Origin of the sequence: Knoellia sp. S7-12, assembly GCF_040518285.1 — a bacterium.
Lineage (GTDB): Bacteria > Actinomycetota > Actinomycetes > Actinomycetales > Dermatophilaceae > Knoellia.
In genome coordinates this window covers 2,464,234-2,477,238 of record NZ_CP155449.1, presented here as the reverse complement: position 1 = coordinate 2,477,238, position 13,005 = coordinate 2,464,234, and the positions used below count along the sequence as shown (strand labels likewise).

Below are 13,005 nucleotides of genomic sequence, written 5' to 3'. Positions count from 1 at the left end.
CGATGCTGGCAATGGAACGGATCTTCTGGATCTTCGGCGGCTTCGCGGCCGTGGTGGCTGTCATCTATGGCTTCTGGAGCGACTTCACCGAGCCAGTCGGTGTCGTCGGGCTGACCGTGGGTGCCCTGCTCGGCTTCATGATCGCTGGCTACCTCAACATCACCCGTCGCAAACTAGACGGCGTCCCGCCTGAGGATGACCCGCTCGGTGAGATCAGCGACATCGCCGGGGACTACGGCTTCTTCAGCCCCTACAGCTGGTGGCCGCTCTGGCTCGCCGCCTCCTGTGCCCTGATCTTCCTCGGTCTGGCCATCGGCTGGTGGTTGGTCGCCCTCGGAACCTTCTTCGTGATCCCGGCACTCGTCGGCTGGGTCTTCGAGTACTGGAAGGGCCCGCACGCCCTCTGAGTTGTTGCGTGACCGGTTGTTGCGTGACCGGAGTCGCGGCGTGGCCGGGGGTCAGCCCCAGCCGAGTTCATGGAGCGCTGCATCGTCGATGCCGAAGTGGTGCGCGATCTCATGGACGACGGTCACCGCGATCTCTTCACGCAGATCGTCCAAGTCGTCGCACATGCGAGTGAGCGGCCCTTGGAAGAGCGTGATCCGGTCGGGGAGGTTGCCCAGACCCCACCCTGAGTCGCGCTCGGTCAGCGGGACACCGTCGTAGACGCCGAGCAGGTCCGGCTCATCCGAGGGGGGCTCCGCCTCGACCAGGAAGACGACGTTGTCGAGCATCGCCATGAGTTCCCCCGGAACCTCGTCGAGAGAGTCCTCGACGATCGACTCGAATGCTGCAGCGTCAATGGGCTCCACAGGCCAACCCTGTCATGCCCCCGGGGCGCTGAGACGCAGCCGGGCCGCCTGCAGGGTCAGGTGGTCGCGCTCGGCCTCGCTGCCGGCGGCACGGGCCGCCACGGCATACAAGGTCTGTGCCTGCGAATGGTTGCCCGCCCGCTCGTGAAGGTAGGCACGGACGGCGGCGTGCCGTGGCACGCTCTCGGGCACGCGCGCCACCGCAGCCAGACCAGCCAGCGCTCCATCGGCCTCGCCCACGGCGACGGCCCGGTTGAGCTCGACCACGGGGGTCGGGTGCAGCCGCATGAGCTCGTCGTACCACTCGAGGATCTGGGTCCAGTCCGTCTCGTTGGCCGTGGGGGCGTCGGCGTGGAGGGCCGCGATGGCGGCCTGCACCTGGAACTCGCCGAGTCGGTCCTGCGCGAGGGCGCTCTGGAGGATCTCGACGCCTTCGGCGATGAGGGCGCTGTCCCAGAGTGTCCGATTCTGGTCAGCAAGGCTCACAAGGGCACCGGCGGGCGTCCAGCGGGCCGGTCGGCGCGCGTGGTGGAGCAGCATGAGGGCCAGCAACCCACGCAGCTCCGGGTCGCTGGTCGAGGCTGCGAGTTGACGGGACAGGCGGATGGCCTCCTCGGCGAGGTCGATCTCACCGGTGTGGCCCTCGTTGTAGATGAGATAGAGAACGCGGAGCACGACGCCGAGATCGCCGGGTTCGGTGAGTCGCTCCTGGGCCAGGGTCCGCTTCGCTCTGGAGATGCGTTGGGCCATCGTCGCCTCGGGCACGAGGTAGGCGGTGGCGATCTGACGCGTCGTCAGGCCTCCGACGGCACGCAGGGTCAACGCCACTGCGGCTGAGGGCGTAAGGGCGGGATGGCAGGCGAGGAAGAGCAGGAGGAGGGTCTCGTCGGTCCCGGTCACGCTGCCCGTCCCTGGCTCGAGGTGGTCGGCGATCTCGCGGCGCTGCCGAGCGCTTCGTGACCTCACGCTGTCGAGGTGCTTGCGCCACGCTGCCGTCACAAGCCACGCGAACGGGTCGGCGGGCCGCTGGTCCTGCCAGCGCTGGTGCGCCTCGAGGAGGGCCTCCTGGACGGCGTCCTCGGCCGTGGCGAAGTCTGCGCCGCGTCGGACGAGGACGCCGAGAACCCGCGGACCCAGGTCCTTGAAGAGTTCCTCCAGCTCGGTCACAGCCAGGTCAGTCGTTGATCTGGATCAGTTGTCGATCTCGGGCGGGTTCTCGAGGTACGGGCGAACCTCGATCCACTCGTGCAGAGGCGTGCCGCCCGGACCGGGGGCCGACGACAGGAAGGCGGCCACCTCGTGGGCACGCTCGAGCGAGTCGACGTCGATCGCCATCCAGCCAGCAATGAGATCCTTTGTCTCCGCGAATGGGCCGTCGGTGACGGGTGCCTTGCCCTCTCCGCCGAAGCGGACGAACGTGCCTTCGGGGGACAGCGCCCGCTCGTCCACGAACTCACCTCGTTCGCGAAGCGTGTCGGCGACGTGGCCCATGAAGGCAATGTGGTCGGTGACCTCCTGGGGGTCCCACTGCTCCATGGGGACATCCTCGTGGAGCTGACGCTCGGGGCCGCCTCGATAGTGCTTGAGAAGCAGGTACTTGGCCATGATCTCTCCTTCGTCCGGGGCAGCCCGAGTGGCTACCGACACCACTGAGACGGAGCCGGGTGCCGGTTCTCGACATCCTGCGACCATCCTTTCGCGAAGACCACAGGAATGGGTCGTTGCGGGGTGACCCGGGACTGAAGCCGGGCTCGCACCAACGACAGCGACCTCGAGGACAAGGGTCCTCGAGGTCGCTGTCGTTGGTGAGGCGGCGAGCCAGCTGCGGCTCGCCGCCCAGCTCACTCCCTGATGGGGCTGCCGGTGCTGATGCCGCGGGCCTCGCTGGCTCCGGCGTCGGTGTCAGCACCGTCACCGCCGTCGATGCTCCCGTGCTCGGAGCCTGCCTCGATCGCTTCGGCGTGCTGGCCGTCGTGGTGTGCCGCTGCGAGCTCGGCCGGCGTGACGGGGTTGACCGCATCCTTGTAGTAGAAGTGCGACACCTTGGCACGCAGTCGGTCCTTGCGGGCTGCAGGGCGGGCCACGCCGTTCTCGTCGACGTCCGGCGTCAACTCGAGCGGGGCAACGGGCTCGTGCTGAACGAGGATCCAGCGCTCTCGGTCGGTGAGGGCGTCGTGACGCTCGTGGAACGACCCGTCGGCCCCGCGGATGATCCGACCCGACTCGCGTGAGTGGAGCGCGAGCTCGCGATCGTGCCGCTGCAGGCTGAGACAGATGCGTTTGGTCACCCAGAACGCCAGCGGAGGCAGGACGAACAGACCGATCTGGAACGCCCGGGTGATGTCGTTGATCGACATGCCCAGCTTGAGGGCAATGATGTCGTTGCCCGCGGCGAACATGAACACCGAGTAGGCGACGATTCCGCCCATGCCGATGCCGGTGCGCGTCGGGTTGTTGCGCGGACGGTCGAGCAGGTGGTGCTCGCGGTCGTCGCCCGTGACCCAACGCTCGACGAACGGGTAGGTGCCGAGAACGATGTAGACCAGAGGCAGCAGGACGAGGGCACCCAGCGCGATGTTGAGCGACAGGGTGGACCCGAGGAGCTCGAACTCCAGCCAGCCGGGCAGCAGACGCAGCGCGCCGTCGTAGGCGCCCATGTACCAGTCAGGCTGTGAACCCGCCGTGACGGGGGAGGGGTCGTAGGGGCCGTAGGCCCAGATCGGGTTGATCGTGAACAACGCCGAGATGAGGGCGATGATCCCGAAGACGATGAAGAAGAACCCGCCGGCCTTCGCGGCATACACCGGCATGACGCGGTAGCCGACGACGTTGTCGTTGGTGCGACCCGGGCCGGGGAACTGCGTGTGCCTCTGCACCGCGACGAGGACGATGTGCGCGGTGAACAGGCCCACGAGCAGTGCCGGGATGAGCAGCACGTGCGCGGAGTAGAGGCGGGGAATGATCGCCTCGCCGGGGAATGGCCCGCCGAAGATCCCGTAGGCGAGGTAGGAACCGATGACCGGCGCGGTCTGGACGAAGCCCTCCATGGCGCGGATACCCGTACCAGAGAGAAGGTCGTCCGGAAGGGAGTAGCCAGCGAAGCCCTCGATGGCTGCGAGGAGCGCGAGGACCGTGCCGATGACCCAGTTGAGTTCACGCGGCTTGCGGAAGGCGCCGGTGAAGAACACCCGGAACATGTGGACCGTGAGGCCGACGATGAACATGAGGGCGGCCCAGTGGTGGATCTGCCGGATGAGCAGGCCACCGGGGATGTCGAACGAGATGTCGAGGGTCGAGGCGTAGGCCTCGGACATGCCCTGGCCACGCAGCGGGACGAACGAGCCGTCATAGACGACGTGGCCGGCGCTGGGGACGAACCAGAGAGTCAGCAGGGCTCCGGACAGCAGGCAGATGATGAGCGAGTACATCGCGATCTCGCCGAGCATGAACGACCAGTGATCGGGGAAGACCTTGCGGAGCAGGTAGTTGACGCCCTTGGCGGCGCTGGTGCGATCGTCGATCCAGCCGGCGACGCCGCCAGCCTTGCGGGCCCCAGCGCTCGAGCCGGGGGTGACCTCGGTGTCGCCGTCGCGGAGGCGGTCCGCCGGACGGTCGGTGGGGAAGGTCTCGGTGCTCATGCGGAACCACGCTCCCAGAAGCTCGGCCCAGTGGCCTCTTTGAACGGGCCCTTGGAGATGAGGTAACCCTCGTCGTCAACGGTGATCGGCAACTGCGGAAGTGGCCGTTTGGCCGGACCGAAGATCACCTTGCAGTCCTGCGTCACGTCGAACGTGGACTGGTGACACGGGCAGAGGAGGTGGTGCGTCTGCTGCTCGTAGAGACCCACGGGGCAACCCACGTGGGTGCAGATCTTGGAGTAGGCCACGATGCCCTGGTGACCCCAGTCCTTTTCCTTCTGTGACTTGATGTCGTCGGGGTCGAGGCGCATGACGATGACCGCGGCCTTGGCCTTCTCCTCGAGGATGTGCGACTCGAGGTCGAGCAGGCCCTTGGGCATGACGTGGAAGACCGAGCCGATGGTCACGTCGCTCGCCTTGATCGGAGTGTTCTGCGGGTCACGCATGAGGCGCAGCGGCTGGTTGGGATAGCTGCCGTCTTCCTCCTGGTCGCCATTCCAGAAACTGACCGACAAGTCGTCACCGGGCATCGGCCCGAGCCCACCGAGGAGCGGCAGGACGACCGGCACGGCGAACAGGCCGAGGGCTCCGCCCATGGCGTACTTGATGAGGGGACGACGGGTGAGGTGCGAGGTCTCGGCGCCGTCACCGAGGATCTTGACGAAGTTCTCGCGGTGCTCGTCGGCCGAGCGCATCGGGTGACGCATCTCGACCTCCTCCTCGTCGGGCATGAGGGTCTTGGCCCACTGGACCGCTCCGAAGCCGATACCGAGGAGCGACGCGGCCATGGTGAGGCCGAGGACCGCGTGCAGCGCGTTGGTCTGGCCGATGCCGGGGATGAACATGGTCGCCGTGGTGTCGATCGCGAAGTAGGCGACGACGAAGGCGAGCGTGCCGAGGATCGAGATGAGGAAGAGACCGCCGACGACGCGCTCGGCCCGCTTTGCGGCGATCTCGTCGAGGTCGGCGCCGCGGTGGATGTGCGGTGCGAAGCCCGGGTTCTCGAAACGCTCGGGGATGCCGCCGTCACCGACGACGTGACCCTGGTCGAGGCGTACGGCACTGGATCCGAACTCACCCGCGGGGGTGACCTCGCTTCCGGTGGAGTGGCTGTCCTGCTCGTTCATCGGTCGTTCGATCCTGTCGACGGAGAGTGGGAAGCGGCGGTGCGCATGATCAGGCCGACTTCTGGCCGAGCCAGACGGCAGCAGCGATCATGATGCCGAGTCCGAAGAACCAGGCGAACCAGCCTTCGGTGACGGGTCCGAGGGAGCCCAAGGCGTGTCCACCCTGCTGGGGCGCATCCTCGACCGACTTGAGGAAGGCGATGATGTCGCGCTTGTCCTCGGGAGCGATGTTGCCGTCGCTGAAGACCGGCATCGACTGTGGTCCGGTCTGCATGGCCTCGTAGATGTGCTTGGGCGACACACCATCGAGGGACGGGGCGTACTTGCCACGCGTCAGGGCGCCGCCGGCGCCGGCGAAGTTGTGGCACATGGCGCAGTTGACGCGGAAGAGCTCGCCACCCTTGGCGGGGTCGCCCTGGCTTGCGTCGACGTCCTCCTCGGAGGGGACGGCGGGGCCGGCTGCCAGGGACGCGATGTAGGCAGCGACCTTGTCGATCTCCTCCTGGCTGAACTGGACATCAGCCCGTTCCGCCTGGACGCTCGGCGCACGCATCGGCATCCGGCCGGTGCCCATCTGGAAGTCGACCGCGGCGGCCCCGACGCCCGCGAGTGCAGGTCCGGCGATCTTGTCGTCGTTGCCGGTAGCGCGTCCCTCGGCGTTGACGCCGTGGCACGAGGCGCAGTTGGCCTGGAAGAGCTGCTTGCCTGCGGCGACGTCCTCGGCCGTGCTCGCCTCGGCTGTGGCCGGCTGCGGTGCGACCGCAGCGTAGGCAAAGCCGGTCACGAGAAGGCCGAGCATGAGCAGGATGGCGATCGCTGCCGGGTGGCGGCGGCGGGCTGCCAGTGCGTTCACGGTGCGGTCCTGTCGGGGGTCTCGGGGAGGTGTTGTCCGGGGGAGCGGGTCAGGTCAGTGCTCAGGGTGACCACGTCACTTCAGCAGGTAGATCATCGCGAAGAGCGCGATCCACACGACGTCGACGAAGTGCCAGTAGTAGGAGGTGACGACGGCGCCAGTCTCCTGGAGGTGCGTGTAACGGCGCGTCGTGAAGGTGCGACCGATGATGAGGAGGAAGGCGATCAGGCCACCCGTCACGTGCATGCCGTGAAAGCCGGTCGCGAGATAGAAGATCGAGGAGTAGGAGTCAGTGCTCAGCGTGACGCCCTCGTGGACGAGGTGGGCGTACTCGTAGACCTGACCGGCGATGAAGATCGAGCCGAAGATGTAGGTGAGGACGTACCACTCACGCATGCCCCACTGGTTCGCCTGGAGCAGTGAACCGGTGCGAGCGACCTGGCCACGCTCGGCGCGCAGGACGCCGAGCTGGCACCACACCGACGAGACCACGAGAATCACCGTGTTGGCGAAGGCGAAGGGGACGTTGAGCTGCTCGGTGCGCTCGAGCCACTGCCCGGGCAGGTTGCCTCGCAGGGAGAAGTAGAAGGCGAACAGAGCCGCAAAGAACATCAACTCACTGGCCAGCCAGACCATCGTCCCGACCGCGACCATGTTGGGTCGGGTCGCCGGACCGTAGTCCGGGATGCTGGGAACCGGACCGGACACTCGAGTCGTTGTTTCTGCGATCGCCACGAGCGTCATTATTGCGTCATTCGTCTGTGAATGCTGCACCGCCCCCCGGGTTCGTGGTGTCGGCCCAAGGAAAGCTCAGGGAAACCCGCGTGGCTAGGATGCAGCCATGACCTCAGCGCACCCGGTTGACCACGCGACGACGGCCCCGGCGACCACTGGAAGTGACTCAGTCCGGCAGGTGTCGGTCCTTCTCTACAGCGACGACATCACGACGCGCGACGCCGTGCGCGCTGCCGCAGGACGGCGTCCCGCCCGCGATGTCGAGGTCACCCGATGGCTCGAGTGCGCGACTGCCTTCGCCGTCACCGAGGCGCTCGACGCCGGTGGCTGGGACGTCGTCGTCCTCGACGGAGAGGCTGCCAAGAACGGTGGCCTCGGTCTGTGCCGGGAACTCAAGAACGAGATCTACAACTGCCCGCCGATCCTCGTTCTCACGGGCCGCCCGCAGGACGGTTGGCTGGCCGCCTGGTCGCTCGCCGACGACGCCGTGTCGCACCCTCTCGACCCAATCAAGGTTGCCGAGGCGATCGCCGGACTCGCGCGCAAGCGCGCCTCACTCTGACGTGGCGGCCACCGACGCATCGCCAAGTCCGACGTGGCCTGATCTGCTGACTCGACTCCTCTCGCGTGAGGACCTCTCGCTCGAGGAGGCTCGCTGGGCGATGACCCGCATCATGGGTGGCGAGGCGACCCCCGCCCAGGTCGCCGGCTTCCTCATGGCCCTGCGGTCCAAGGTCGAGTCCGTTGCCGAGGTTCGTGGCCTCGCGGACGTCATGCTCGAGCACGCCCACCGCATCGAGGTGCCCGGCGAGAGCATCGACATCGTCGGCACGGGCGGTGATCGCTTCGGCACCGTCAACATCTCGACGATGTCGTCGGTCGTCATGGCCTCGACCGGACTGCGGGTCCTCAAGCACGGCAACCGGGCCGCGTCGTCGAAGTCCGGCTCGGCCGACGTCCTCGAATCTCTCGGGGTCAACTTGACCCTCACGCCAGATCAGGTGCGTCAGGTCGCCCTCGACGCGGGGATCACGTTCTGTTTCGCGCAGACCTTCCACCCGTCGATGCGTCACGCAGGCCCGGCACGCGCCGAGCTCGGTGTCCCCACCGCGTTCAACCTTCTCGGACCGCTCACCAACCCGGCACAGCCGACGTATGCCGCGGTCGGCGTTGCGGACGCCCGTTTCCTGCCGATCATCGCGGGGGTGTTCGCTGCTCGGGGCACGACGGCGGCGGTCTTCCGCGGGGACGAAGGGCTCGATGAGATGTCGATCGCCGGCCCGACAACGGTGCTGTGGGTGCGCGAGGGTGTCGTCACCCAGGTGTCGGTGCACCCCGCCGATGTGGGCCTCGACGTCTCGACGATCGACAGCATCAAGGGTGGGCTCGCCGATCAGAACGCCGAGGTGGCGCGTCGGGTGTTCGCCGGGGATCACGGACCGGCGCGTGACGCGGTCCTGCTCAACGCGGGCACCGCCCTGGCTGTTGCAGCCGGCGCCGGTGGCACGTCGGCCGCCGACATCCACGCGGCGATCCGGTCAGGCATCGAGCGGGCCGCGCAGGCGATCGACACGGGTGCCGCGGCCGCGCTGCTCGATTGCTGGGTCACGGCGAGCCGCGACGTCCGGGCGAACTGAGCCGGACGGCATACCGGACAGGCGAGCCGAAGGCGCGCTACTCGAGGCCGAGGCTGAAGGCTGCTTCGAGGTCGTGCTTGGAGTAGGTCTGGAACGCGATGTGCGTCGCGGTGCCCGTGACTCCCTCGACCTTGTTGAGCTGGTCGGCGATGACCTTGGCCAGCTCGTCGTGCTGACGGACTCGGACCATGGCGATGAGGTCGGCGTCTCCGGCGACGGAATAGACCTCACTCACTCCGGCGAGCTCGGCGACCTCCTGGGCCACCTCGGGGATCCGGTTGACGTCGGCAGTGATGAGAACGATGGCAGTGATCACGTCTCGCAGCGTAGTCGGGTCAGTCCTCGACCCAGAAGTTGTCGTGCTCGGCCATGAACTCGGCGCGTCGTTCCTCGCTCATCGCGGCCACCCCACCGTTGTGGGCCAGGCCCTCGAAGTAGGCCTCTCGCGGTGCGCCCGGCGCGAAATGCAGGAGCATCGAGGCAGGTCCGTCCTCGTTGCGGAACCCGTGGAGACCGCCAGGTGGCACGTGGAGGAAGTCACCCGAGACGGCCTTGATCCACCGGTCGCCGTCAAAGATCGTGACGGTCCCGTCGAGCACATAGAAGGACTCCGAGATCGTCCGGTGGAAGTGCGAACCCGGCCCGCTCGGTGGCCCTGCAAACTCCCAACGGTAGAGGCCGAAGAGGCCGCCAGTGGCTTCACCACGAGCGACATAGTGCACGCGGTTTCCGTTGGGGTACACCAGATCTGGGTCGCTGTCACCGGCTCTGACCCAGGCTGATTTCTCGCCGGACTCGCCGGTGTAGAGGGGTGGGGGATAGGACATGCGAAGCCTTCCTCTCGACGACGAAGATCGACTTCTTCTTCAAGAGCGGTGCGACGTCTGCGTCCCCACCTCGCGAACTGGGGTGAGTTGGGGACGCAGACGTTGGGCGCTGAGTTCGAGCCGAACTCTGGTGCTCCGTCAGCGCTTCGAGCTCTTGGGTGCAGCGGCCTGCCAACCCTGTTTGGCGCCGCGGGCAACGCCCTTGAGTCGGCGCTTCACGGCGCGACCGTAGCGTTGCGCGGTCACTCGCTGTCCGGCTGGTGAGGTCGGTGCGGTCGGCGTCGCGGGTGCAGCGCCCATCTTTGTGGTGCCGGGGTACCAGTACGGCTGCCACTGTGCGTTCTGACCGGCGCGCTTGTCGTCCCTGACCTCGGCAGGCATGTCACGCACCGTGATGCCGACCGCCTCGAGCTCGGCGATGCCTTCGGGGGTGAGGGGCTGGCGGCGCCATGCCTGGACCATGTAGGTGCGCGTCTTGAGGTAGTCGAGATAGCGCCGGCCATGCTTGTCGTCGGCACCGAGGTGGGCAAAGACCGCGATGCGCTCCTCGTGCTCCGGAGCGACCTGCTCGGGCGGGAAAGCGTTCCACTCGTGGGGCTCGGGGAATCGGGCGGCCGGGTCCTTCAGCAACGTTCCAGCGCCGGAGTGGGTCATCCGCATGCTCCACACGATCATGTCGCCGGGGTTGTTCTTGACATAGATGGTTTCGCCGGACGTCAGATCGCAGATCTCGTGCGAACCGACCTTGAGGTTCAGGCCACCACTGTGCTCAGTGTGATCCTGCAGGTAGATCCCGAAACGCAGTTGGCTGTATCGGTCGTCCCAGTCAGGGGCGTCAGGGTCCTCGCGGTCAGTGTTGTCCTTGTGCCACACACGGATCTTGCCGTTGATCGTGGCTGAGCTGTCGCCGCCATAGATCACCTTGTCGGTGTCCAGCAGCTTCTGCACGACCTTGGCCATGCGGCCGTCGGTCAGCACGTGCTTGAGCGGGCCAGCCATGAGCTCTCCGCCGTTGACACGGTGTTCGCGGGCCTCGGCGCGCATGCGCTCGACCTCGTCAGGCGTGTAGACGTCGCGCAGGATCGCGTAGCCCTTGACCCAGAAATCCTCGACGTCCAGATCCGCGAGCGCGCTCTCGAAAATACCAACCTGTGTTTCTGCCATCAGTCTCCCCAATCGGCGGTCATCGGTGACCAAAGTAACACCAGCAGAACGGCGTGGTAAGGACCGTAATGAAGTTCGGCGGGTCATCAGGCGGAGCGGAAACCGGGGGTGAGGCGACGGGACATCTCGACGGGCTCGAGTTCGTTCCGGACCCCGGTGGCACCTCCGACGGGACAGGTCCAGGCACCGTCGATGTCGACGACGCGCACCCCTGGGGCATCGAGCCAGCGCAGGATCCGCTCGCTCTCCTCGGGTGTCGCCGAGGTGGCGGGCGGCAGGGGAACCCGCACGACCTCGGCGCTGGCTCGCAGCGCCTCGACGTAGGGCATCGGATCTGCTCCACGCGGTGACATCGTGCTGCCGGCAAGGCGCCCGTGACGAATGCACATGACCTCCCAACCCCCGGTCTCGCTCCGCCGTGCCGCGAGCAGCTCAGCGGTCCGCGACAACGGGTCGAGCCGCTGGGCGCGGGAAGCGCCGCGGACCAGACTGAGCATCCGGTCGCGCACCACGCCAGCGTCCTCGAAGCGTTCCTGGTCGGCGAGATGGTCCATCCGCTCGCGCCACGTCGACACGGCCGAGGTGGCATCTCCGGCCAGGAGGGCAACGGCTTCGGCGACCACGTCGGCGTAGTCCTCGATGCTCTGCTCTCCAGTGCACGGGGCGCCGCACCGTCCCATGTCGGCGAGGGCGCACGCGGAGCGAAACTTCGTGGCCGACAACCGTTCGAGGCACTGACGCAGGGGCAGGACCTCGTGGACGGCAGCGACCGCGTCGTCGGCCGAGCCGCGGGAGGCGAACGGGCCGATGTAGCGGGTGTCGTCGTCGGCGACCTGACGCACGATCGAGAGCCGGGGGAACGGCTCGACCGTGAGCTTGACCCACCACGAGCGCTCGGGGTTGCGGGACTTCTGGTTGTAGCGGGGCTTGTGCTCGGCGATGAGGCGCAGCTCGCGCACCTCGGCCTCGAGCGGTGTGGCGCACACGATCGGTGTCACGGACTCGGCGATGCGGACCATCTCGACCATCCGGCGGCGCTTCTCGGACGCCGTGAAATAGCTGCGCACGCGCGTGCGGATGGACACCGACGTGCCGACATAGAGGACCCGGCCCTGGCCGTCCTTGAACAGGTAGACACCCGGCGCCTCGGGCAGCCCGTCGGCGAGGTGGCGCTTGCGCCTCGTCGCCGACGGGACCTTGGACGAGTAGGCCTTGAGCTCCTCGAGCGAGTGCACTCCAAGAGAACCGACGCGGGCGATGAGCCCGTGGAGCACGTCGACGGTAGCTCGCGCGTCGTGGAGGGCCCGGTGATCAGGCGTGGTCGCTGCGCCGAAAAGTATTGCGAGAGAACCCAATCGGTGATTCGGGGCCTCGTCACGCGTCACGAGCTGGCGGGCGAGATGGACGGTGTCGACGACCGGGAAGCGGGGCCAGTCGCGCTCGGCGCGGGCGCAGGCCGCCTTGAGGAACGAGACGTCGAAACCCGCGTTGTGGGCCACGAGCACCGAGCCGGCGGCGAACTCGAGGAAGGAGATGAGGGCCGGCTCGACGCGAGGTGCATTGCGGACCATCGCATCGGTGATGCCGGTGAGGACGGAGATGAAGGCGGGGATCGGTTGGCCCGGGTTGACGAAGGTCTGGAACTCGCCGAGCACCTCACCGCCGCGCACCTTGACCGCGCCGATCTCGGTGATGCCGCACTCGCTCGCGCTGCCACCGGTGGTCTCGAGGTCGACGACGACGAACGTCACGTCCGACAGAGGGGTGCCCAGGTCATCGAGAGTGCCCTGGACCATCTGCATGTCAGCGAGGCTAGGTGTGACCTCCGACAGCCCCGGGGAGGCGATCCGGCGCGGCGCCGCGCGAGGGGTCGTGGCAGGTCTTGACAGAGCACTGTCAGTGCCGGCTCCTAGCGTGGGCGGTGCCCAGAGAAAGGGGTGACGACATGACCCACGACCTGACCCACGACAGCCTAACCATCCTCTGCGCGCGCTGCCCGGTGCGTGACATCGCCTGCGGTGACTGCATGGTGACCGCCCTGATCGATCCGGCCTCCATGGGGCTCGACAGCGATCTGCCGCTCGACCTCGACGAGCGGGCCGCCGTCACTGCCTGCGTGCGCGCCGGCCTCCTCACCGCCGACGCGGCCGTGACCGTGCGCTCCCGGCGTGTGCCGTTCGACCTCGGACGTGCCGTCGGCTGAGTCCCGCCT

Annotated in this window: 15 protein-coding genes; 4 read left to right on the top strand and 11 right to left on the bottom strand. The window is 67.4% G+C overall.

Annotated elements, in window-relative coordinates:
- The first annotated feature begins 2 nt into the window (after window positions 1-2).
- On the top strand, window positions 3-407 hold the full coding sequence (locus tag V6K52_RS11925) for a cytochrome c oxidase subunit 4 (protein WP_353950331.1): 405 nt from the start codon (window positions 3-5) through the stop codon (window positions 405-407).
- Between the two features lie 51 nt (window positions 408-458).
- On the opposite strand, the gene V6K52_RS11920 is transcribed toward V6K52_RS11925, so the two are convergent.
- From V6K52_RS11920 to V6K52_RS11890, 7 genes are all read right to left on the bottom strand, one after another.
- Complete coding sequence (locus V6K52_RS11920; protein ID WP_353950330.1) at window positions 459-812, bottom strand: metallopeptidase family protein; 354 nt, start codon at window positions 810-812, stop codon at window positions 459-461.
- Window positions 813-824: 12 nt separating this feature from the next.
- Window positions 825-1,979 carry a DUF6596 domain-containing protein gene (locus V6K52_RS11915; RefSeq protein ID WP_353950329.1) on the bottom strand — a complete coding sequence of 385 codons (1,155 nt, stop codon included), beginning with the start codon at window positions 1,977-1,979 and terminating at the stop codon, window positions 825-827.
- A 24-nt stretch (window positions 1,980-2,003) separates the two neighbouring features.
- A complete protein-coding gene (locus tag V6K52_RS11910) occupies window positions 2,004-2,417 on the bottom strand; it encodes a YciI family protein (RefSeq protein WP_353950328.1) in 414 nt (137 codons plus the stop codon).
- A gap of 236 nt (window positions 2,418-2,653) precedes the next feature.
- Window positions 2,654-4,450 (bottom strand): ubiquinol-cytochrome c reductase cytochrome b subunit, encoded by a 1,797-nt coding sequence (locus V6K52_RS11905; protein ID WP_353950327.1) that lies wholly within the window; start codon window positions 4,448-4,450, stop codon window positions 2,654-2,656.
- Complete coding sequence (locus V6K52_RS11900) at window positions 4,447-5,577, bottom strand: Rieske 2Fe-2S domain-containing protein (protein ID WP_353950326.1); 1,131 nt, start codon at window positions 5,575-5,577, stop codon at window positions 4,447-4,449. Before V6K52_RS11900 ends, V6K52_RS11905 begins: the two co-directional genes overlap by 4 nt.
- Window positions 5,578-5,626: 49 nt before the next feature.
- A complete protein-coding gene (locus V6K52_RS11895; protein ID WP_353950325.1) occupies window positions 5,627-6,430 on the bottom strand; it encodes a c-type cytochrome in 804 nt (267 codons plus the stop codon).
- A 75-nt stretch (window positions 6,431-6,505) separates the two neighbouring features.
- A complete protein-coding gene (locus tag V6K52_RS11890) occupies window positions 6,506-7,084 on the bottom strand; it encodes a heme-copper oxidase subunit III (protein ID WP_353953771.1) in 579 nt (192 codons plus the stop codon).
- Window positions 7,085-7,271: 187 nt separating this feature from the next.
- Between V6K52_RS11890 and V6K52_RS11885 the strand changes: the two genes are divergently transcribed.
- Both V6K52_RS11885 and trpD read left to right on the top strand, forming a co-directional pair.
- Complete coding sequence (locus tag V6K52_RS11885) at window positions 7,272-7,727, top strand: hypothetical protein (RefSeq protein WP_353950324.1); 456 nt, start codon at window positions 7,272-7,274, stop codon at window positions 7,725-7,727.
- Window position 7,728: 1 nt separating this feature from the next.
- Complete coding sequence (trpD, locus tag V6K52_RS11880) at window positions 7,729-8,802, top strand: anthranilate phosphoribosyltransferase (RefSeq protein ID WP_353950323.1); 1,074 nt, start codon at window positions 7,729-7,731, stop codon at window positions 8,800-8,802.
- Between the two features lie 37 nt (window positions 8,803-8,839).
- On the opposite strand, the gene V6K52_RS11875 is transcribed toward trpD, so the two are convergent.
- From V6K52_RS11875 to V6K52_RS11860, 4 genes are all read right to left on the bottom strand, one after another.
- Window positions 8,840-9,118 carry an Lrp/AsnC ligand binding domain-containing protein gene (locus tag V6K52_RS11875; RefSeq protein ID WP_353950322.1) on the bottom strand — a complete coding sequence of 93 codons (279 nt, stop codon included), beginning with the start codon at window positions 9,116-9,118 and terminating at the stop codon, window positions 8,840-8,842.
- A gap of 19 nt (window positions 9,119-9,137) precedes the next feature.
- Complete coding sequence (locus V6K52_RS11870) at window positions 9,138-9,629, bottom strand: cupin domain-containing protein (RefSeq protein WP_353950321.1); 492 nt, start codon at window positions 9,627-9,629, stop codon at window positions 9,138-9,140.
- Window positions 9,630-9,767: 138 nt separating this feature from the next.
- A complete protein-coding gene (locus tag V6K52_RS11865; protein ID WP_353950320.1) occupies window positions 9,768-10,793 on the bottom strand; it encodes a hypothetical protein in 1,026 nt (341 codons plus the stop codon).
- A gap of 86 nt (window positions 10,794-10,879) precedes the next feature.
- On the bottom strand, window positions 10,880-12,595 hold the full coding sequence (locus tag V6K52_RS11860; RefSeq protein WP_353950319.1) for a DEDD exonuclease domain-containing protein: 1,716 nt from the start codon (window positions 12,593-12,595) through the stop codon (window positions 10,880-10,882).
- A gap of 143 nt (window positions 12,596-12,738) precedes the next feature.
- On the opposite strand from V6K52_RS11860, the gene V6K52_RS11855 reads away from it, so the two are divergent.
- Window positions 12,739-12,996: a hypothetical protein gene (locus V6K52_RS11855; protein WP_353950318.1), complete on the top strand. Its 258-nt coding sequence runs from the start codon at window positions 12,739-12,741 to the stop codon at window positions 12,994-12,996.
- The last annotated feature ends 9 nt before the right edge of the window (window positions 12,997-13,005 follow it).